Origin of the sequence: Pseudoalteromonas sp. BMB (genome assembly GCF_001709235.1) — a bacterium.
Taxonomy (GTDB): domain Bacteria; phylum Pseudomonadota; class Gammaproteobacteria; order Enterobacterales; family Alteromonadaceae; genus Pseudoalteromonas; species Pseudoalteromonas maricaloris.
In genome coordinates, this window is the sequence record NZ_MBQA01000193.1 from 232,844 (window position 1) to 255,711 (window position 22,868).

Here is a 22,868-nt window from a genome sequence, read left to right on the forward strand (position 1 = left end):
TTCTAATTTCAGACAAGGATTATAAGAATTTTACGATGTTATTCAATTGTAACTTAAGTGAACTTTCTTCAATTTAGCTTATTACATCTAGCCACATAAAATGGGACGAAATTGACCGTTAACTCACAATCGTATTTATCACTTCATAAAGTTTTTTCATATCTATCGGTTTTGCGACGCAATTATCAAATCCAAGTTGCTGATAATTTTCTAAATCTCCCGACATCACGTTGGCTGTGACGGCAACCAGCGGGGTTGTTTTATCTTGTTCTCTGACTTCTGAACATACTTTTAGGCCATCTTTTTTTGGCATCTGAATATCTACAAAAAAGATATCAGGTTTCAATTCGTGATAAAGCTCAATCGCTTCTTCACCATCCTGAGCTATGACAAGATTCGCTTCAGTTGGTTTAATCATGGCACTAAATATTTTTTGATTAAGGGGATTGTCTTCAGCAAGTAGCAGGTTTTTATCCTTCAAGGCGGGTATAGCTTGCAAGTCTTGCATGATAGATTGTTCTGGTGCGTCGCAAATATCGAGTACGAGTTCAACTGTGAACTCACTACCAATACCTTCTTTACTTGTCACCGTAACACGGCCGTCCATTAACTCGGCGAGTTGTTTTACAATTGCAAGTCCAAGACCGGTTCCTCCATACTTTCTGGTGGTAGATGAGTCTGCCTGTTGAAAACGATTAAATAGCTTCTTTAGCGCGACTTCGGAAATACCGGCGCCCGTATCTATTACACGGATGGAGAGATGTTTACCGCCATCTTGGAGTATAACGGTTACAGAGCCGTCACTGGTAAATTTAACGGCATTGGATATTAAATTCCTTAGTATCTGCTTCAAACGCAGTGAATCACCAAGTCGATAGGGGTTAGCGAGTTCCTCAGTATGAATAATCAGGTCGATTTGCTTAGCACTGGCAGTATGGACAAACTCTTGTTTTACTTCAGTGACAATACTTTTGACATCCACCGTCGCTGATTCCATCTTTAATTCACCAGCTTCAATTTTAGAGAAATCAAGTAAATCATTGAGTAAACTAAGTAATGTTTCTGTGGACGTCATGCCTTGCGCAATGAGTTCTTTGGAGTCTGCTGCATTTCTATGATGCTTCATCAACTGAAATACGCCATAAATACCGTTAAGTGGCGTTCTTAATTCGTGGCTCATGTTCGCCAAAAAGTGACTTTTTGCCCGCTCTGAACTTTGTGCTTTTACTTTTTCACTTTCAAGAGAGCTGATCTGCTCTTTGATTTGCTTCGCAAGTTGGTTAAGAGTCACTTGGAGTGTTCTTAATTCTCTAAATTCAAAATCGCTTTTTGCAGAAACGTAATGTCCTCGTTTCAGTCGTTCACAATGGCGTTCAAGTGCTTGCATCGGATTGGTCAAGCGTTTTGCTAATCGGCGTAAATACCAGGTAAGTAATACCACTAGCATCAACCCGATAAGCACTATGTATAACACTGCGCGTAAAATGTCGTTACTGTATACTTCGGCTTCTCGTTGTAGCTGTAAATCAAGTGCTACAAAATCGTCTTTTAGTGAATAAATAGGACTACGGTAGACACCTTCAGTGGCATCAGAGGACTGTGTTCCCTCAAGCACAAGCTCTTGACTGGTGAGCCAGATAGAGCCTTTTTCCTGATTGGAACCTAAAAATGGTTCAAGATCGACTTCAAGGAAAAGCACACCCGTATATTTATAAGGACGCATTAACGATGATAATTTCTGTCTAAGGGGAATAGCGAGAAACAACTTGGCCTGATCAGACGGTTTTTTTTCAATGCTTTCAATTGGAACAACCAGTTTGTCGATTCTTAAAGTGCGTCGCTGTTGCGAGAGGACCTTGTTAGCATGCTCGCTAAATACGGAGTTGTTCCAACGTAAGGTATCAAAAGGATATCCCTCTACGGTAAACACGGAGCCATCGTTGATAAACGCAGACTTCACCATGTCGGTATTGTCGACTAAGTTAGTTAGCGCCTTAACCGCGTATTGAGTAAACAGTAGATCGCTCGGTAAGGTAGATAAAATATGGTCTTCACTTAATGGTGCAACTTGATAGATAAGCTCATTGACTTGCGCTTTAAAATCGCTGATAAGACTTGCGCCAGTGCGTTTAACGTCTTCTTGCTCTAAGGTTGCCTTTTGTTGCATCAGAGAAAAACCAACCATCGCAACCAGTACAACGAGGAAGAGAGAGAATAATGCCGTAATTTTTCTTTTTATTTCATCAACGATGCTGCGATTTGCTTTCATTCTGTCCCGACTTTATGACGATAAATTGCATATATTGCGTCGTTTCTTCGACACTATACACACCACCTAAATAGCGTGTTAGTCCTTTTAACATGGCTTCCCAAATATAGGCCATAATAGGTTCATTCGGTTGTGGATAGGTTTCATTCAGAGATGCAATCAGCTGAGACAGTGCTTCGTCGCCGCGTTTTGTAAGTCCAGCTAAGCTGTCGCCGTTTGCAGGCAGCGCATTGAGCTCATCCCACAGTTTATCTTGTACCTTCTGGCTTTGCATAAAGTCAACAAGCAGCTTTAGATGTGGACCTTTTTTAGATTCTATGCCATTGGCAGGAAAAGCCAGTACATGAGACGATGCGAGAGACATTAGTTGATGATTCCCCCACCTCGGTAAAGGCGCGATAGCTAGGTCGTCTTTAAGCTTGTCTTTAAGTTGGCGATATGCCCAAATTCCATTCACAAAGTAATCGAGCTTGCCAGTCTTAAAGCGATTCATTAAGCATTGATAAACACAGTCAGCGTCTATGATGCCGCTGTTGAGAAGTGATTGATAATTGGAAATTGCGAGGCGCATCGCTTTGGTGTCAAGCTGTGGTACGCCTGCCTGGATGAGATTAGGCTGAAGCGCGTTCGCAAAGGTCACAAACCAATACATTTCATAAAAATTCCAGCCGAGCGTAGGTTTGTCTGCAACTGCATGCTGTGCGTAGGTTTGTAAATCGGTAATAGGGTGTGGCACAAGTGCACGGTTGTAATAGAGTACAAGATGGTTGCCATACATAATTGGTACGCCCTTAAGCTCACCATTGACTTTACTGTTCTCAATGACTTTTTGTGTGAGCTTTTTGCTTAACCAAGACTCTGGCACCTGAGAAAATTGCAGTTCCGACAACCCCATATAATCGCTGGGAATAATCACGGCATCCGGTAACTGCAGGGCATCTGCATACAACAATAACTCGCTTTTCAACTGATTGTTGTTAAAAGCAAGAATATTAACTTTAATACCCGTTTTTGCACTAAATTCTTCAAATAATGGCTGAAAATCAAAGTTTTCAAGTCCTACCGCGACATCTATCTCTGGCGGTTCACTTGCACGTGCATGTATAGGGCTATAAACCAGAAGAAGTAACATGAACACCAAGCAAAGCGTTTTACCCAGCATATCAATACGCTTCCTTTACGAGCCTAAAAGGCATGTTAATGTTGCTCGGCATGGGGCGGTTCTTACATAAAACTAATCGGATGTGCTTGTTATTGTAGACCAAATTTTTCTGTTTTAAATTATTTTCAGAATGACAAATCCAATTTACCAGGCAATTCAATTCTATTTCAGTCGTGAATAATTCACTAAAACACGATAAAATAACAGCCAAATAAGAATGATGAGTACATCCTTGCTATGAAAAAAGGGTTTATGCTGGTCTGCGATGGCAGCAATGGCGCTGGAAAAACAACGGTTATTGCCGGATTGGAAGCGCATTTAAAACAACGCGGTATTGAAGTTGTGATGACTCGTGAACCCGGTGGAACAGAAATCTCAGAGAAGATCAGAGAAATCATTCTAGATCCCTCAACTCCCGAAATGGCAGACATGACGGAGCTTATGTTGTTTGGGGCTGCGCGTGCTCAGCACGTTCGTGAAAAAATTATTCCAGCACTTGAGCAAGGCAAAGTCGTTATTTCTGATCGGTTTGACGCTGCAACATTTAGTTTTCAACATTATGCAAGAGGACTAGATCTTGCCACCATCACAACCATTAATCAGCTTGCGCTTGGCGGTTTTCGTCCAGACATGAATTTGATTTTGGACTTGGACCCTGAAGAGGGCTTAAAGCGAGTCAAATCGCGAGGTGAGGGGCTAGATAGACTCGAGGATGAAAAGCAACAATTTTTGCAGCGCGCACGTGAGGGTTATCTCGTTCAAGCGAAGAATGACCCTGAACGATTTACTGTGATTGATGCCAGTCAAAGTAAAGCACAAGTACTTGAGCAAAGTATTGAACTGCTTGATAGCTTGATAGCCACACACCTTACAGTGGATGGTAATGAATAATTTGCTTCCAAGTTGGCACAGCGGCGCTTTGAGTTATCTTGCTCGGGCACAGCAAAATGGTCGTTTGCACCATGCTCAGTTGTTATCGGGTAAAAAAGGCGTGGGAAAGTCTCTGCTTACGGCGCACTTGGCAGATGCACTTTTATGTTTACATCCACAAAATCTCACTGCCTGTGGGCAATGTAAGCCATGTAACTTGAACTTAGCTGGTAATCACCCTGATAGACTGAGTGTAGTGCCTGAGGGAAAATCAATCGGGGTGGATGAAATTCGAGAGATTACGCATTTCTTGAACCATTCAGCGCAGCAAGGTGGCAATAAAGTCGCGTTGATTGAACACGCGCATTTGATGACCCATTCAGCTGCAAATGCGCTGTTAAAAACACTTGAAGAGCCAAATGCTAATCGTTATTTGGTCGTTACCAGCGATGATGACAGTAAGTTGCCTGCCACCATTTTGAGCCGCTGTAATAAAGTGGCGATTCACTCGCCCAATCAAGCAGAGGCCGCGCAGTGGCTGGCTGCTAAAAATGTCGCTTGTGATTTCCCTTGGTTTGATGAATTTTCTCTACAGCCATTTATTATCGAAACGTGGCAACAAGAAGGTGCGCTTGACGATGTGACTGCGCTTTATCACGCGGCGAATCAATTAACAGTAGAGAGTGCGCAAACGGTTGAAAAAATTTTGTTAAAGCACAGCGCAATGAGTGATGTATTCGCCCGTTTTTTGCTCAACCGTTTAAAAGGGGCGATGACACAAGGGAATGGTTTGAGTTTTACCCAGTATCAAGACTTAGTGAGCTTAGTACATCGGTTTATGTACGAACAGAAAAATGTGTTAGGGTTAAATCAAAACCTTAGCATTTCTAATTTACTTTTTGCCTTACAAAAACAGCTATAAAGAGGTGGTGCATGCAAGAGTTACTTGCGGATTTTGAAGATTTAGATGAGCTATATCGTTGTTATATGCCATTTCTGAAATCCGGTGGCATATTTATCAAGTCCAATGCCCATTTTGATATGGGGCAAGAATTAAAGCTCAGAGTCACCTTGCCTGACGCCCTAGAAGCGGACGAAGTTGACGTGGTTGTTGCTTGGTTAACACCGCAAGGCGCGCAAAATTCTAATCCATCTGGGGTTGGCGTTGCGTTTGTTGACGCGCCAGCTCTGAACGATAAAATAAATAAGCTTTTGGGTGCGACTTTGCATTCAGATAAACCAACTTACACCATGTAGAGCCAGTATGATTGTAGACTCTCACTGTCATTTAGATAGACTCGATTTTGAAAAGTTAGGCCTAAGCCTTGAAGAAGTACTCAGCAACGCGAGACAAAAACAAGTAGAACACTTTTTATGCGTTAGCGTGACGCTAGACCAATTTCCATCCATGTTAGAAAAAATAGCCCATTTTGATGATGTTTCTGCATCTTGTGGGGTACATCCACTGGATCAAAAAGATAAATTGGATGTTGAAAGGCTAATACAACTGGCAAGTAATGATAAAGTCGTTGCTATTGGTGAAACTGGATTAGATTATTATTATTCAAAAGATACGCATCAGGTACAGCAAGAAAGCTTTGCTGGACACATAGATGTGGCTAATCAGCTACAAAAACCACTGATCATTCATACTCGCGATGCAAAAGCGGACACGATAGACATCATGCGTGCCCACAATGCGCAAAATTGCGGTGGCGTGTTGCACTGTTTCACCGAGGATTGGCCGATGGCAAAACAGGCACTAGACCTTGGTTTTTACATTTCAATCTCAGGTATTGTGACGTTTAAAAATGCGACGGCGCTTCAAGAAGTCGTTAAGCAAATCCCTATGGACCGATTGCTGATTGAAACCGATTCACCTTATCTTGCACCTGTCCCGCATCGTGGCAAAACTAACCAGCCTGCTTACGTACAAGACGTTGCGTATTATATTGCTGACTTAAAAGGAATGAGCTATAAAGCGCTTGCAGAGCAAACCACGAATAACTTTTACTCTTTATTTAATTTGGTGAAACGCCAAGATGGTAGCACAACTTAATCAGCTACCTCAGGTGTTGATGGGCCCGCTGGTTCGCCGAGCTGAGCAGAATAAAATTTGTATTCAGGTTGTTACTTGTGAAGCCGTGGACATCTCGGCTTCGCTATTGGCCCATCAAAGTCGGTGTGAGGTTGAGACATTTCAGCTCGGTGCAGCCTGCTTTTTGCATTTTTTGATGATATGCAGCGAGAAGGCTCTGCCAACAGCGCAGCTGCTCGAGTATCAAGTGCTTATTAACGGTGCCGCGTATAAGCCAGATTATCTGCGTTACGGAGAAGAGCTTAGCTTTGCGATACCTGCTGTGCTCAAGCAAATATTACATGGCTCATGCCGTAACCCGCATCACCACGCAAAAGACAGTCTACATACTGCGGATCAGTGGCAGGAGCAGCAGCGCGAGCTTGGTGAATTAGGTGCTGACTTGTGTATTTTTTCTGGCGATCAGATCTATGCAGATGATGTTGCCGGCGCCATGTTGTTGGCTATTCATCAACTTATAGCAAGGCTAGGTTTGTTTAAAGAAACCAAATTGCCAATGCACTTACCTGCTGATCAACAAGCCCAGCTTTACCATCGCCACTTATATCTGCCGAAGACGCCATGGCAGGAGCGCTCAAAGTTTTCACCGGGCTACTGGTTTCGAAAGGATGAACCGCACTTTTCTAGTGTTAAGGCTTTTAATCACCTAATTTTCTTCGAAGAGTTTGTCGCCTGTTACCTGTTAAACTTCTCTCATCTTGCTTGGCAGTTGGTTAACTTTGATGCACTTCATTATGACGGTGGCAACGACAAAGTTAGGCGAATATTTGAATCCGAACTTGACGCCCTAAAAGGCTTTGTTGAAACGTTGCCTAGTGCTGAGCGGTTGTGTGCGAACGTGCCTGTACTAATGATGTTTGATGACCATGATGTGACCGATGATTGGAATTTGACGGCTAAATGGGAACAGGCAATTGCGAACCATAAAGTGAGTCGACGCATTATCAGTAATGGCATCATTAGCTATTGGCTGTTTCAAGGCATTGGAAATGATGCGTTTGAGTATAGCGGGGCGCTGACATCAGGTTTTAATTCAAGCCTGATTGACAACGAATGGCACTTTTCGGCGTTTGACAAACAAGTTCGCCGATTCACACATTGGCATTATTGTTTAGATACTTTTCCTAAAGTGGTGGTGCTAGATACTCGTACACATCGCTGGCGTAATGAACAAGATTTCAATGAACCGAGTGGTTTACTCGACTGGGAAATGTTGATGGAGTTGCAAGACACGCTTATCGATCACAGTGCAGTATTGATGGTCAGTCCTGCGCCAGTATTTGGGGTAAAGGCAATCGAAACCATACAAGCCATATTTAACACCTGTGGTGAGCCGTTAATGGTGGATGTGGAAAATTGGATGGCACATGAAGGGGCTGCGAAGAAGCTCATAGAAATTTTTAAGCGTCCAGATACACCTAAAGAAACCATTATACTCTCCGGCGATGTACATTATTCGTTTTGCTTTTCGGTTCAGGCACGTTTTGGTCGTCATGATAACCGTATTTGGCAGCTAACTGCATCAGGAATAAAAAATGAATTTCCAAAGCCGCTTATCAATATATTAGATAAGATGGACACGATTTTGTATGCCAAATATAGTCCTCTGAATCTCTTTACGAAACGTTGGCAGCTATCTGTAAGTAAGCATCCTTCATCGCTAAAAAAACATGGCTATTTGGTGTCAGACTCTGCGATTAGCTTAGTAACGCTTGAGAACGGCTTGCTAGAGAAGTATGAGCTACTGCACGGCACAGGGATCCACAGTCATTTTGAGTTATAAGTCTTGGTAATAGATTTTAGAATTGAATAAACCGACTTCAGCTATTTGTAGCATAGCTTGGCTGTACGGGTGAGCTTGCGTGATGCGCTAAACCCATCAAAAAACACATGCTCTTTTTCGCTTTTGCTATAGTTAATATAACGCGGGCTAACATCTCGACTATATGACTCTACTCAAGCGCATGTCTCTGTTCGTTGTACCATACAGCACACTGAAATGGTTTTGTGTGTTGCTGTTGTTGTTATTACCGAGTTTTCCTTGTGCCGCCAGCTTTCCCGAATTTAGCGATACGGCGCAGGTTATGCGACGCTATGACTATAATTCTGGCCTCAGTCAGGTCACTATCACTGCCATTACGCAAGATCAACTCGGGTACATTTGGGTTGGCACACAGTCCGGTCTAAATCGTTTTGATGGTCATGATTTTGTTCAATTTGAAGTAAAGCAGAACTCCAAACATCATCTCTCCGGTGGCTTTATTACCTCACTATGCCACAGTGGCAAATATATCTGGGTTGGAACAAGTACTGGGCTTAGCATTTACGATACTGAAGCGGGGACCTTTCGCTCTATCTTAGCGGCGCAGAATGAGGCGGTTAGCTCAGATAGAGTGAAAAAAGTGGCCTGTTATGGTGAATCAGTCACTGTATCAACAGAAGAAGGCGACGCTTACCGAGTTAACTACCAGACCTTGACGCCTGAAAAGCTTTATTTAACCGGTAAATTTGTTCGTGAAGTCCAAGAAACAAGGGATGCGTTTGTTTACCTCAATGCGGATGGCCTAGTCAGTCAGCCAAAAGACAAAGTCGGAGCCAATGTTCTGTTGGAAGGTGAGTTTAAAACACTGTCGCTTTCCCACGGACGGATATTCGTGGTTGACGCGGATGATAAAATCATTAGTTTCGACACTCAGTTCAATAAAGTGCAATGGCAAAAGTCGGTCAGCGCGAAAGTAAACCTTAGTATTCATCAAATTAAAGTCAGGGCGAATGAAATACTCGTCGCTTCCAATACGGGTGTGTTTATTTTAGACCTGCAAGGTAATATCAAACGTCATTGGTATCGTCGCGCAGAGCAATATGACGGACTACAAGACAACAATGTTCTTAGCGTTCAACGAGATAGAAATGGTGATTTATGGATTGGTACGGAATCACAAGGCCTGCACTTTTTTAGTCAACTGAGCGAGTCGTTTGGTCATGTTGGTGAACAAAACTTTCCGCACGCTCCCTTGGGGCACCCTGATGTTAGGAATTTCGCATTAGACAGTAGAGAGCGTTTTTGGATAGGTACGTCATCCGGTTTATATATTTATCAAAAATCGAGCTTTATCGAAGCGCATCGAATTTTCCCGAGTTTGTCTGCAATCAAAGGAAGCTTTATCACTCAAGTAAAGATTTATGATGACACCTTGTGGGTAACAACAAGGGGAGATGGCGTTGTTAGATACGCCTTAACTCAAGGGGAATATAGCCATTTGATGCCTGACTCTGATAATGGCCCAGAACTCAGTTTTAATGATGTCATTGAGTACCAATCTCAGATCTTAGTGAGTTCAAGGACGCTAGGTCTTATGAGGTACGACGAAGAGTCGAAAACCTTAGTGCAGTTTTTTGAAAATCGTTCAGATGCCCCGTCACATGTGTCGTCGTTTAAAGTGGTCGGACAGGACCTATGGTTTGGTTCTATCGGTGAGGGTTTGTTCAAATTTAGTAAAGGTCAGCTTCATAACCTCACTACACAGGATGGCTTAAAGTCGAATTTGGTCTTTATGATAGATGAAGATCCATGGCAACGTATCTGGGTTGCAAGTGAAGCGGGTATTAGTTTAGTTGATAAACAAATGAAAGTTGTCCGTACTATTGGTGAGCAAGAAGGACTAGGAAACCAAGCCGTATGGGGGCTGGTTTACGATGACTACGAATACATGTGGCTTGGCACCAGTGGTGGGCTGTCGCGCGTCAATGTGATGGATTTTGCTATTGATAACTTTCTACCCATTGACGGAGTGCAAGCCCATGAGTTTAACTACAATGCCGCGTGGAAAGCCCCTGATGGTCGAATTTTTATGGGTGGAGCCAAAGGCTTTAATCAATTTTTTCCTCAGAATGTATCAATTTCAAATACCGCGCGACCTATTTTGGTCTCCACAATCGAATTACTAGGCGAGCCATTAAAGCCAAGTCTCGATGGGATCCTCACGGTCGCACCGGAGCTTGCGGGTTCATTGCGGCTACGCTATGACCAAAATATTATATCGCTACAATATTCAAGCTTAGATTTTGGTTCTGAGAAGCTGAACTTTTATTACCGTATTAAAGGATTAAGCGACAAATGGTTAAAACTTGCAAATGGAGCACGGCAAATAAACTTACTCCAGCTTGAACCCGGCACCTATCGAGTAGAAACCTATACCGTAAATCGCTTTAATATGCAGTCGCCCGTTCATGAATTTAGTATTTATATTGCCGCGCCAATTTGGTGGAATGCTTACTCGAAAACCCTTTACACCTTAGTCATTGTGCTGATCATCGCTGCATTTGTTCGAGCGAGACAGCGGCGTTATCAACAAGTACTGCGGGATAATCAGAAAATGTCTGCGCTACAAGAGCGGTTGGAGTTGTCGTTGTGGGCGAGTGGTGACGAACTTTGGGACTGGCATGTTGAGTCGGGTAAAATTTATCGCTACAGCGTGAATCCAAGGATCGACTTTAGTGAACTCCACGATAAACTTATTCTCAATGAGCTTGACCAGTTTGTACACCCTAAGGATTGTGTGTTACTTGAGGAGCGTCTGCAATCCTGTGTAGACGGACGAGAAGACGTATATGAACTGTCTATTCGAGTTAAAGATCAACAGGGAGAATGGATCTGGGTATTAGACAGAGGAAAGGTGGTGGCCCGAGATGACAATGGTAGAGCAACGCGGATAGCGGGGGCACTGAAAGATATTGCTGATTTGAAAGCACATCAACAAGCCTTGCAGTCGTTAAACGAGCAACTTGAGATAAAAGTCGCGATGCGCACCGATGAGCTATATAAAAAGAATCAGAAACTTGAGCAAGCAATGTTTGAGTTAAAGCAAACGCAAGAAGACTTGATTGAAAGTGAAAAAATGGCTTCTTTGGGTGTTGTGGTTGCGGGTGTTGCGCATGAAATCAACACCCCGTTGGGTATAGCTATCACCGCACTTTCGCATAATGAAGATTGTTTATCTGAGCTGGTAGAAAAGCTTGAGAATAAAACCCTTAAGCAAAAAGATTTGGTCACTTCTATCGATGCACAGCAGGAAGGCTATCTGCTGATCAGTCGCAATCTGCAAAGAGCAGAAAGCCTTATTAGTAACTTTAAGCAAGTTGCAGTCGATCAATCCAGTGAGACGGAGCGTGATATTAACCTGCTTGAATATATCAACGATGTATTCGATTCACTCAAACCATTGGCTAAAAATAAAGAAGTATATTTGTCTATAGATGGGAATGCTGATGTAAATCTCTCCACCTATCCAGGCGCAGTTTATCAAATAATGGCAAACCTATTTAACAATTCCGTTATCCATGGTTTTGAGGGGAGTGCCTCTGGCACAGTCAGCGTGTTAGTCGAGGCGACAGATAGCCACTGGACTATTGTATACCGCGATAATGGTGTCGGCATGGACGAAGCGATGCAAAAGACCTTGTTTGAGCCATTTGTAACCACAAAACGTAATCAAGGCGGATGCGGATTAGGCATGCATATTGTTTATAATTTGGTTACGCAACTTTTAAAAGGCGAGATCCGCTGTAAAACGGCGAAATTACAAGGTGTCGAAATTACAATAAAAGTACCGTTTAAGAAAATAACGGCTGAAAATTAACTTAGGTGAATTACAGCAAGCTAACTGCTTGTGACAATGCTTCTTTTAGGAGTTTGTCATGTTCTTATTATCTCAAGTTTTGGTTACCGTTGCTGTTTTACTCGATCTCGCCTCATTTCAATTTATGAAACGCCAGCAGGTGTTATTGGCACTCAGCTTGTCGACTGCACTCACTGCAATTCACTTCTATCTACTTGATGCTATGGCTGGTGCTTTGCTTATGGCGGTTGCGAGTCTCAGATATCTGGTGTTTATCAAGTCGCAGTCAAAGCGCTTGCTTATCGGGTTTCTACTACTCAATACAGTGCCACCTTTAGTACACTTAAATGCAAATTACGAACTTTATGCTGTTTTTGGTAGTATTTTATTGACATTAGGGGCATTTATTCGCGAGCAGGTGGCATTTCGGTGTGTGATGATGTTAGGTACGGTGTGCTGGCTGATACATAATTGCTATGTCGGCTCACCCATGGCGATTGTGCTAGAAAGTACTTTTTTGGTGAGTAATTTGATTGGACTAGGGCGAATTTATATGAAGCGTAAAACGAGTAAGTTGAAGGCTGAGTAAAACGCTCAGGCTAGCAGCCTAATTGAAATGGGTCCAATTTTACTGCTATCGACACCAATTAGATTAAATTTGAATATATTAAATAATTCAATGAATTAGGTTGTTCCATGTCTGCTTTCTAAGCTGTTTGTAATGAGTTCAAGCGATATCAAAAACGAGCTGAAATAAAAAATTAATAAATAATTTCTATCTAAATCAAAATGTTATTATCTTTGTGTGTAATTATTGCATAAATAATATTGTATACAATATATCTATTGTGTATTGTTTGTTCGTTACCAAAAAACACTCAAATCAATGGGAACAAAAGGAAAACAATATGCGTAATAACAAAAAAACAGCGCAAACACTGTGTAAATCACTCACAGCATCAGCACTTGCTCTAGCATTGGGGACTACTACTGCATTTGCTGCAGATGGCAATAGCACTGTGAAAGGGAGCATCGTTAATGGTCAAGGTCTTGAGTTATCGCAGGCTCAATTGACCTTTACACATAAAACTAAGGGGTTGAAGTTTGCTGTACAAACTAATGGCAAGGGCGAATACATTTTACGTAATCTGCCTGTTGGTCGTTACAGCGTGTCAATTAATAAAGCAGGATTTGAAACCGTTATTGAAGAGGATGTTGAGCTTAATATTGGACAGGCGCTGATCTTAGACGCTCAACTATTACAACAAGGACAGGATATAGAGCGGATAGCGGTGACTGGTACGGCTATCCGACGTGTTGATATGGCCTCGTCAACGGCTGGCGTAACCTTTACAGACGCAGAGCTTAAAGTTATGCCAGTAAACACCGGCTTTGAAAGTATCGCGTTACTCGCACCGGGTACCGCTGAACCTGGTGGTAGTTCATTTCGTGGTGCATCAAGCTTTGGCGGTTCTTCGTCAGCAGAAAATGGCTATTACTTTAATGGCCTAAATGTCACGAGTATTCAAACGGGTTTAGGCTCAATTCGCTTGCCTTGGGAAGCCATTTCACAAACCCAAATTAAAACGGGGGGAATTAGCCCTGAATTTGGTGGTGCACTTGGCGGTATCGTTAATGCAATCTCTAAATCTGGTGATAACGAATTTAACTTAGGAGCGGAAGTGAGGGTCGATCCTTCATCAAGTCATAGTTATCACGACTCTAATTATTTAGATAATGGCACCATCAATATAAATACCGAGCAAGATTATGACTCGTTCAAAGAACTGCAAATCTGGGCGAGTGGCGCACTCATTGAAGACAGCTTATTTTACTATGGTCTGTATGCGCCTCGACGAGAGGTTAATCGCTGGGCTGGGCAAACGACCTTCAATGACAGAAGCCGAGATGAAGATCGTTGGTTTGCAAAACTAGATTGGTTCATCAATGAAGACCACTCAATCGGCTTTTCAGCCATGAATAATAAAAGAGAATGGACGAGACAAACCTATGCCTATGATTGGGAAAGCGATGCGATTGGTGATAAACAAGGTGTAGCGGCTCCCGGTGAAGATGGCGGTAAGGTTTACAGCATCAACTATAATGGCTACTTTTCAGACTTCTTCTCGGTGTCTGCGGTAGTTGGTCGAGTCACTGAAAATGTAGAAAATATTGTCGCATCAACCGTACCGGGAGTTTGGGATGAAAGAGAAGGGACGGTAACGTTATCAAGCCACACGGCAAGCGGTGTTTCTGAGCAAGAATTTATCCGTGACCAAGCGAGAATAGATTTTAACATCGATTTGGATTACCACTCCATTCTGTTTGGTGTCGATTATACCAAAGTGACAGTAGATTATTTTGAAGGTCAAAATGGTCTTGGAGACGCGGAAGGCTGGTGGACAATTAAAACCGCTGGTGATGGGAGTATTTCCGGTGCTGCACTTGGTCAAGATTATATTGAACGCCGAGTGAGGACTAGGACGGTTGATTCTGAGGTTAACTCGCTTGCTTTCTACGTCAATGATTCTTGGCAAGTCACCGATCAACTCGTGCTAAATCTGGGCCTGCGTTATAGTCAGTTTGAAAATACCGTCACTGACGGCAGAGCATTTGTTGATATGGATAACCAACTTGCGCCTAGATTTCAAGCGATTTATGACTTAAACGGTGATGGCGAATCCAAAGTTTTCTTTACTTACGGGCGATACTTTCAACCTGTGTCTGCCAACATGAACATCACTCAAGGCTCGGCTTCAGTAGAGTGGTTTGAGTATTTCAACCTAGATCAAGTAGACAGTGATGGCTATCCTGTTTTATTAAGTGATGGCTCGCCAAGTCGAGGGGAGATGCTTCGAGATAGACGCTGGCGTCAACGAGGAATTACAGAGCCCGGTTTGATTGCTTCATCCACTCTTAAGCCGATGTATTCTGATGAGTTGACCTTAGGGTATCAGACCACCGTTTTTGACGATATGGCATTTGGGGTTAGGGCGATTTATCGAGATCTTGGACGCAGTGTTGAAGATACGGATGTCGGCCCTGTGCTTGCGAAGAAATTAGCCGAACTCGGTATCCAAGACAATGTCGGTCAGGGTTCTTACTATGTGCTAAATAACCCGGGTGAAGCGATCACCATGAGTTATGACTTTGATGGCGATGGCCAAGTCGATGAAGTGACACTCAGTGCACAAGAGCTTGCCCTGCAACAAGCTGTGCGTAAATATCTGGCACTTGAATTTACCTTAGAAGGAAATATTACCGACAAGTTACGGATTAATTCTTCTTATACTTGGTCACACAGCTATGGTAATACAGAAGGTTTAGTGAAAACCGATAACGATCAGGCAGATCCTGGTTGGACAACTTCCTATGATTACGCGGATCTGATGGATCACGGCTATGGTAATTTGCCGAACGACCATCGCCATTCAATAAAAGTATCAGGTTCTTACGATATTACAGATGAGTTAACTCTGGGGCTGGTTGCAAGAACGTCATCAGGTCGCCCGACTAACTATTTCTCAAAACACCCTGTCGGTGTAGATAGCTGTGCGCATGGTAACCCTTGGGATGCTTGCGTGAGTAAATATTACGGCCATGTTTCGCATTACGACGAAAATGGTAACCCAGCTCCTCGCGGCAGCGTTGATAATCTTCCTTGGGCAACCACGGTAGACTTATCACTCAGTTACTCTACCGACATCATGGGACATGACTTGTTACTCAAGGGCACCGTTTATAACCTACTAAACAGTGATAAAGCGCTTGGGATCAATGAACAGCGATCTTTAGATGGTGAAAAAGGCTTAATCGTTAATCCTGACTACGGCATTACAACGTTACGACAAACTGAGCGTTACGCGTCGTTGGTTGCTAGGTTTACATTCTAGTTTCCCTGGTGATAGCCAAGACTGGGTGCTATGCACCTAGTTCTTGGTTTAAGCCAAGCCAAGTGTTTGGCTTATTTCACATAACGGAGAGTATGATGACGTTAACAATAGATTTTGAGCATATACTGAGCCACGCGAAAGTAGTAGAGACGGTTGACATGCATACCGCCGGAGAGCCTTTGCGTGTGATTGTCGGTGGCTTCCCTGAACCTCAAGGCAACACTATTTTAGATAAACGGCAATACTGCGTAGAAAATCTTGATCACTATCGCAGTGCGCTGATGTATGAGCCTAGGGGTCATGCCGATATGTATGGTGCGCTTATCGTTGAAAAGCAGTTACCAGAAAGCGATTTTGGCGTGTTATTTCTTCATAATGAAGGATACTCAACAATGTGTGGTCATGCGATTATTGCTTTAGCTACACTATTTTTACAGCACAATCCCGCAAAGAAACAGTTGTTGATAGATACGCCTGCAGGGCTAATTACCGCATGGCTAAGAGACGGCCAAGCTGAATTTGCTAATGTACCAGCAGAGGTAGTGACACTTGATAAGCAAGTCAAGACATCTGAATTTGGTTTAATCTCAGTGGATATCGCATTTGGTGGTGCGTTTTATGCCTATATTGACGCTGATACAATCGATTTAGCTCTTACGTCAGAAAATGCAGCTTACATTCAGCAGTTAGGTTTAACGCTTAAACAAGAAATTGCAACACAGATTAGCTTAGTGTGTGACGATGCGCGCCTTGCGTTTTTATATGGTGTGATTTTTTATTCCAATTCTCAAAAATCGGACTCTGCTCACAGTAAGCATGTGTGCATTTTTGCCGATGGCGAATTAGATCGCAGTCCAACAGGGACTGGAGTCAGTGGTAGAGCTGCAATTCTTGCCGCCAGAGATGAGCTCGCCGCAAACCAACGTATCTTTATTGAAGGTATATTAGGATTGGGCTTAGATGTTTGTTATCAACTTAGTGATGACAGTAAATCGTTGATCCCAATAGTTTCGGGCACGGCCTATATTACAGGCCGACACCAATTTATTTTAGACGACCACGATCCATTAGTAAGAGGATTTTTACTACGATGAATGTAGATTACGCAGCCAGACAGCAACGCTTAGTCAATAAATTACAACAACATAAAAGTGACGCTATCATTATTTATGGCTACGAGAATATTGTATATTTAACTGGCTTCACCGGTCATGCAGCAACATTGTTGATGTCTTCAAATGGGCGACACCGACTCATTACCGATTATCGTTACTTTGAGCGTGCTAGCAATGAAGCGGTGGGAGTCGAAGTCATTTTAAGAAATCGTGATAAAGAAACGTTACCTGATTGTATTTTTAGATTATTGGATGGGCCGCGACAGCTTGCATTTGAAGCGCATCATATCAGTCACGCAGATTATGTCTCATTAAACATCAGCGCAAAAAATACCACGCTTATTGCCGCGCCGCTTTGGGTGGAATCGCTAAGACAAGTTAAAGATAGTGATGAAATTCACTGTATTAAACGCGCCGCCGAGATAGCTGACTCGGCGCTTGCCCATACACTGCCTTTGTTAAAAGTTGGGATCACTGAGCGAGAAGCGGCAATTGAGCTTGAATATCAGATGCAAAAGCTAGGCTCCGAAGGTCTCTCTTTTGACACAATCCTATTATTTGGTGCTCGTTCTTCCTTACCGCACGGAAACCCAGGACAGACAAAACTTAACCTAGGCGATTTAGTACTTATCGACTTTGGTGCGGTGATAAGCGGCTACCGCTCTGATATGACGCGAAGTTACGTGTTAGGGGAGCCGACGAAGCAACAACAATCCATTTATGACACGGTCCAACATGCGCAGCGAGCTGCGTTGGCGCTAATAAAAGCGGGCGTTAACTGCATAGATTTAAATAACGCATCACACGATGTGTTGAGTCATAGTGACTTTTCACAATACGCAGGTGAGGGACTTGGTCACGGTGTGGGGCTATTTCTACACGAGCAGCCGTTTATTAAACCTGGGGTCGATCACCAATTAGAAGCTGGCAATATCATAACCATAGAGCCGGGTATTTACATTCCAAATTATGGTGGTGTGCGCTTGGAAGAAGATATATTGGTGACTGAAAGTGGTTTTGAATGCTTAACCCACGCGCCACAAGTATTTCAGCTAACAAACTAAGGGATGATGATGCAAATTATTACTCGCCAAGAGGTCGCGGATAACCTCAACTACCCAAGCTTAATTCAAGCGCTTAAACAGGGTTTTGCGCAACCAGCAGGTACACCAACACGGCAAGTTTTTGAGCTAGATAATAGTCACAACAATCATGACGCTTTTGCTGTTTTACCTGCTTGGAATGCCGATGTGATTGGCGTAAAGGCGTTTACCTATTTCCCAGATAACAACCAGTACGATAAAGCCAGCCTTTACTCAAAAATCATGCTGTTTTCTAGGCAGTTCGGTGAGCCGCTCGCGCTTGTAGACGGCACCGAAGTAACGTTGTGGAGAACCTCTGCTGTGTCAGCATTAGCCTCGGAGTATTTAGCACCTAAGCATGCCAAACATCTGGTTTTCTTTGGTTCAGGCAATTTAGCCAGTTACATGATTAATTCGCATTTAAGTGTTAGAAATTATAGTAAAATTTCAATAATTGCACGCAATGCTGAAAAAGGACGCCTGTTGCTGGATCTATTGTCCTCGCAGCATCCGGGAATGGAATTTTCATTGTATCAGGAGGCAACAGAGTCTGTTATCGCTTCGGCAGATGTGATCAGTTGTGCAACAGGCAGTCATACGCCTTTGTTCAATGGAGAGTGGCTAAGCGATGGTACGCATATAGATTGCATTGGCAATCACCATAAAGATTGTCGAGAAATTGATACCACAACGGTAACTAAGAGCCGCGTTTTTGTAGATAGTCGCGCCAATGTATTGAACGAGGCGGGCGAATTGTTGTTACCGATCAGTGAAGGTAAATTTAGCCCTGATAAGGTGGTTGCAGAGCTTAGCGAAATGACTAAAAATAACCTAGGTCGAAGTAACGAGAACGAAATTACTTTGTTTAAGTCTGTAGGAACAGCATTAAGTGATTTAATTGGAGCGAAATTAGTGTATGACTTGGTTCAAAAATAAAGAGCACGGTAAAGTGTATGAAGTAACCGCAGTAGTCAAAGCTGCTGATAAGCGCTTGGTGAATCCGCTTATTTGTCACGAATGTCACATGTTGGTTAGTTATCAAGGAGTTGGTGGCGAAACGAAAAGTGAAAAGCTCCTATATGACGAGGTGTTTTACAAAGCGTTTCAAAACCACGATAGCTGTTACGTCATGGTGGATGACAATGGTATTCGCCATTATCATCCGAGTGAGTAAAGTGACTTATTCAATTAAGTGAACACAATTAAGTGAATAAGCGCTAATTTTGACCAGACAGAGTGCAAATATAAGGCTCTATGAATTCTGACATTTCAGCTATTGGTCAAATGCGGACAGCGGTACTAACATATTTTTGCCTCACAATGAGTTAACATAAATGCTCTAAGGGTCTGCGTTGAGCGCATAGCGGACGGTGACCAAAGCCATGTGTACGATTTATCAGCTCGATAGCTGCTTAAAATCAATTAGTTAACCTGCTTAATTGCTCAGGCTAGCGGCCTCTGTACGCGTAAAAAATATAATTGCTTATTAAGGCAAATTTAGGTGTAATGGATATATAATAAGCGCTGAGCGATGCAGGGAAAGCTTACATAACACTAGCTAAACTGATTACATTAGCTAGGAAAGTGAGAGCCTCCAAAAAGCCTATTTTTTCTAAGTAAGCTATAGCATAAACGACACCAACTCTGTCACACCGAGCAGGTAGTAGCTCAGTTCAACAAGTGATTATGCAACACAAACTGCGTGTCGCATAAATACTAAAATGTTAGCATTCTCTGGAGTATGAATGGAAATATTGGTCACAGTAGTGGGTGTTTGTCTTTTTTTATGGATGACAATTGGACCCCTTGTCATAACAATGCACAAGAAGAGGGTTATAAATAACACTTATGATAAGTCGATCATTTATCTAGCTTCTGAACTTAGTTTTACCCCAAATAACTGGACAAAAATTAAAGCAAAAATAGATTACGAAAAGCCACAAAATATCATCGTTCCATTTGGTACTATATGGACTGGTATATATGGACGTCCATTTTCAAGTTTTGGACAAGTCGGTTCTATATGGTATGGCCTGCTTTTTTTAGCCTCTTTCGTAATGATTGGGTTTGGTAAAACGCCTTTAAAACCTTTTGCAGCCGACATAATGAACTTCTTATTTATTTTAGGTCTTGGGGCATGTTGGTTCTTGTATAATTTTAGATCTTTTGCTGCAGACATTAGTCAAGTTAGCCAGCGCTCAGATGTCGCTCTTGGTTTCTTGATTGATTTAGGCTGGGAAAATATTGATGAAGATCTTATAGATACGTTGAAAGAAGAAGTTAAAGTTGACTTTGATTTGTACAAAAAAGAATCCAGCATTAATGGAGTTGTTTTACTTCTTATATCATCTACATTGCTTTTTTATTCACGAATCAGTGAGTTGTTTTCCACATCAACCGTAGTCTCTTTTGTTTTTATATTTGCCTCAATATTCATATCTAAATGGTTATATGAAAGTTACAGATCTAAGCTAATAGAAATATCACTACATACTGTTCTAGGGTTAAAAAAGAATATTCAGTTAAAAAATGCTAACAAGCAAATTAACGAAGACTTGTAACAGTTGGCTGCGTTTCACTTCGTTCTACATTATAGCCAACTATTACTTAGCTTGTTATTTGGGCGTTAAATGGCAGATTTTTCACAGTAATAGAGGAGTATTTATGTCAAGTGATTCAGGGGGTAAAGTCCTCACAATCGTAGGTATTGTAATTGCGGGAATGACACTTAGTGTAGACTTTGATAGTAGTAAAAGCTCTAGTGCTGACAATAAAGTTACTCACCGATATTTTGAAGAAACTAAACAGGTTGTTTCGAAAATATCAGATACGCTTTCACAGTTTCGAGTAACTGTAGGTGGAGCTAAAGCACATGCGGCTGACGGCCCAGAGAACTATGATTTCCAAGACTATGCTGAGACAGAGCAAGCTAAACGAGACCTTAAGACGATAGAAGTCCACTTTTACGGTGTAGGAAACGATGAACGAAGGGAGTTGCTTGATGAGCTAGTTGATCAAATGAAGTCTATCGAGTTCGAGTACCTGAAGGAGTTCAAAAGTGCTAGTACAGTTGGTAGAGAAATTAAAAGGAAAGAAGGGATTCTGTTAAGCCATCGAAGGCAACTTGGAGTATTAGTTATTGCAATGAAACAAATCAATCCCCCCTCCGAGTATTACGCTTTTGCACAGCAAATTGAGGACATGCTTCATGATACGACAGCCTAGTCGGCTTATACTTACTTTGGTTGTGTTAATGTCCGGTTGTTCTACACAACGAAGCGGACATAACAACCAAAATGCATGGCAAGAACCATCGTACTCAAACTTTAGTAAATCTGAACTAGAAGCAAATAGAATTGCAAAATCAGAGTGCCCTGAAAGTTATATGTTAGGAAATCGTTACTACCAGAAATATTCTGACTTGCGCGGTCTTGATGTGTCCAATTTTCTATTGGCTATTTCTTTTTTTGAGAGGGCTAAATCCACTTGCGATGGGCATGAGTATCAAGATGACGTAATTTACTCGTTAGCGAATGCATATTTCTACACAGGCAGTTTTGCTGACGCGTTAGATAATTACAAGTTAATTACAAAGGTGTTCACCACAAGCTCGTTAAATTATGGAAAAAATGGAGCTTTAGATGAAGTTCAGTTGTTTGAAGAGTGCATTAAAGACCCGTACTTTGAGGAGTATAGAAAGGGGCAAGTGTTTGAGCTTCATGAGGAGTACTCGAATGCTAGAAAAAGATATATAGAGGTTATGAAATCTGTTTGTTTTCCTATAAGAAATAGAGCGGAAAAGAAAGATAGGTTTCTCAAGTACAAAGAATAATCTAACAAAATCATCAACACAACTCACCAACGTCGCCCTTTTTTGCAAAAGAACATGCAAAACGAGCCACATTGGCTCTCGTGTTATAAAGAAAATGAAATCATTGATGACATATATGGACGCTCTGCTGCTGTCAAGTAATACTCATCCAACAAGGTTGTTTTAACAGCCTTGTTGCTTCTTTTATTTATCTCTCATTTACTATTTGTATGTATTGATAAACAGTCACTTTGAGTCACCCTAAATAAGGTGCTGCTCTGACATATATTCGGGCTTAACTGACTTTCAGGAAAAACAAGTGACATCCATCACAATTAGCATCCAAACTGAGGTAGTGAAGTAAAAAAGTATGTAAATACCTCAATCAGGAAAAACAAGTGACATCCATCACAATTAGCATCCAAACTGAGGTAGTGAAGTAAAAAAGTATGTAAATACCTCAATCACAGGGTACAAAAACGTTTTTCGATAAGTTATTTTTAGCACTCAAGCGTATCTCTACACTAAAATTGGGTTATCGCGCACGGCAAAGCGCTGAAAATACAGCAGCAAGAAACTCTAGAATTGAATATGTTCGTTTTACTAAGCCAGCAAGCGCTCGCAGTTTGTTAGGTTTGTCCGTCGTCGTTTTTGCAGTGTTTCGCAGTAAGCGGTTATTGTTCTCTCTCGACCAACGGCACCGTGAAATACCCGAGAAAACTGCGTAGTGAGTTTTATCCAATTCTCAGGCTCTATATTTAATCGAGTAAGAATGGGTTGAGACTCAAAGATATAGCCTTGTTTGTCGGCGCGGATACATTGGCCTGTGAGTTCAACTAATTCAATATAGGATTTGAGTTCAAAAGGTAGTCCTTTTGGCATATGTTTTCGTGGGCTGCCAGCAAAGCGTAATAGACTTTTTGGTTGTTTGCCCAGCTTAGCGTGGTCGG

General features: G+C 42.1%; 17 protein-coding genes and 1 pseudogene. 15 read left to right on the top strand and 3 right to left on the bottom strand.

Translation table 11 applies throughout. The features are described 5' to 3' along the window. Positions 1-118: 118 nt before the first annotated feature. Positions 119-2,269, bottom strand: coding sequence for an ATP-binding protein (locus tag BB427_RS18945; protein WP_069022539.1), 2,151 nt, complete (start codon positions 2,267-2,269; stop codon positions 119-121). Then, on the bottom strand, positions 2,244-3,431 hold the full coding sequence (locus BB427_RS18950) for a sugar ABC transporter substrate-binding protein (RefSeq protein ID WP_069022541.1): 1,188 nt from the start codon (positions 3,429-3,431) through the stop codon (positions 2,244-2,246). Before BB427_RS18950 ends, BB427_RS18945 begins: the two co-directional genes overlap by 26 nt. A gap of 237 nt (positions 3,432-3,668) precedes the next feature. Between BB427_RS18950 and tmk the strand changes: the two genes are divergently transcribed. From tmk to BB427_RS19025, 15 genes are all read left to right on the top strand, one after another. Beyond that, positions 3,669-4,322, top strand: a complete 654-nt coding sequence (gene tmk, locus BB427_RS18955) for a dTMP kinase (RefSeq protein ID WP_069022543.1) — start codon at positions 3,669-3,671, stop codon at positions 4,320-4,322. Continuing rightward, complete coding sequence (gene holB, locus BB427_RS18960) at positions 4,315-5,223, top strand: DNA polymerase III subunit delta' (RefSeq protein WP_069022545.1); 909 nt, start codon at positions 4,315-4,317, stop codon at positions 5,221-5,223. Before tmk ends, holB begins: the two co-directional genes overlap by 8 nt. A gap of 11 nt (positions 5,224-5,234) precedes the next feature. Then, complete coding sequence (locus tag BB427_RS18965) at positions 5,235-5,558, top strand: PilZ domain-containing protein (protein WP_039497871.1); 324 nt, start codon at positions 5,235-5,237, stop codon at positions 5,556-5,558. A 7-nt stretch (positions 5,559-5,565) separates the two neighbouring features. After that, entirely contained in the window at positions 5,566-6,360 is a 795-nt protein-coding gene (locus BB427_RS18970) for a TatD family hydrolase (RefSeq protein ID WP_045990081.1), read from the top strand. Beyond that, on the top strand, positions 6,344-8,182 hold the full coding sequence (locus BB427_RS18975; RefSeq protein ID WP_069022547.1) for an alkaline phosphatase D family protein: 1,839 nt from the start codon (positions 6,344-6,346) through the stop codon (positions 8,180-8,182). Before BB427_RS18970 ends, BB427_RS18975 begins: the two co-directional genes overlap by 17 nt. A 181-nt stretch (positions 8,183-8,363) precedes the next feature. After that, positions 8,364-12,038, top strand: a complete 3,675-nt coding sequence (locus BB427_RS18980) for a sensor histidine kinase (protein ID WP_254663667.1) — start codon at positions 8,364-8,366, stop codon at positions 12,036-12,038. Between the two features lie 58 nt (positions 12,039-12,096). Continuing rightward, positions 12,097-12,606 carry a YgjV family protein gene (locus tag BB427_RS18985; RefSeq protein WP_069022551.1) on the top strand — a complete coding sequence of 170 codons (510 nt, stop codon included), beginning with the start codon at positions 12,097-12,099 and terminating at the stop codon, positions 12,604-12,606. Between the two features lie 319 nt (positions 12,607-12,925). After that, complete coding sequence (locus BB427_RS18990; protein WP_069022553.1) at positions 12,926-15,910, top strand: TonB-dependent receptor; 2,985 nt, start codon at positions 12,926-12,928, stop codon at positions 15,908-15,910. Positions 15,911-16,005: 95 nt separating this feature from the next. After that, positions 16,006-17,004, top strand: coding sequence for a proline racemase family protein (locus BB427_RS18995; protein ID WP_069022555.1), 999 nt, complete (start codon positions 16,006-16,008; stop codon positions 17,002-17,004). After that, complete coding sequence (locus tag BB427_RS19000) at positions 17,001-18,089, top strand: M24 family metallopeptidase (RefSeq protein ID WP_069022557.1); 1,089 nt, start codon at positions 17,001-17,003, stop codon at positions 18,087-18,089. The genes BB427_RS18995 and BB427_RS19000 overlap by 4 nt, the downstream gene beginning before the upstream one ends. Positions 18,090-18,098: 9 nt before the next feature. Then, entirely contained in the window at positions 18,099-19,043 is a 945-nt protein-coding gene (locus tag BB427_RS19005) for an ornithine cyclodeaminase family protein (RefSeq protein WP_069022559.1), read from the top strand. Continuing rightward, entirely contained in the window at positions 19,024-19,281 is a 258-nt protein-coding gene (locus BB427_RS19010) for a hypothetical protein (RefSeq protein ID WP_017217477.1), read from the top strand. The genes BB427_RS19005 and BB427_RS19010 overlap by 20 nt, the downstream gene beginning before the upstream one ends. Positions 19,282-19,852: 571 nt before the next feature. Beyond that, positions 19,853-20,668: a hypothetical protein gene (locus BB427_RS19015; RefSeq protein WP_069022561.1), complete on the top strand. Its 816-nt coding sequence runs from the start codon at positions 19,853-19,855 to the stop codon at positions 20,666-20,668. A 103-nt stretch (positions 20,669-20,771) separates the two neighbouring features. Further along, the gene (locus tag BB427_RS19020; protein WP_069022563.1) at positions 20,772-21,332 is read left to right on the top strand and encodes a hypothetical protein; all 561 of its coding nucleotides are present in this window, start codon (positions 20,772-20,774) and stop codon (positions 21,330-21,332) included. Beyond that, entirely contained in the window at positions 21,316-21,939 is a 624-nt protein-coding gene (locus BB427_RS19025; protein ID WP_069022565.1) for a tetratricopeptide repeat protein, read from the top strand. The genes BB427_RS19020 and BB427_RS19025 overlap by 17 nt, the downstream gene beginning before the upstream one ends. Before the next feature lie 582 nt (positions 21,940-22,521). Here the strand turns inward: BB427_RS19025 and BB427_RS19030 are convergent. Further along, positions 22,522-22,868: pseudogene (locus BB427_RS19030) on the bottom strand (transposase); the annotation flags it as partial.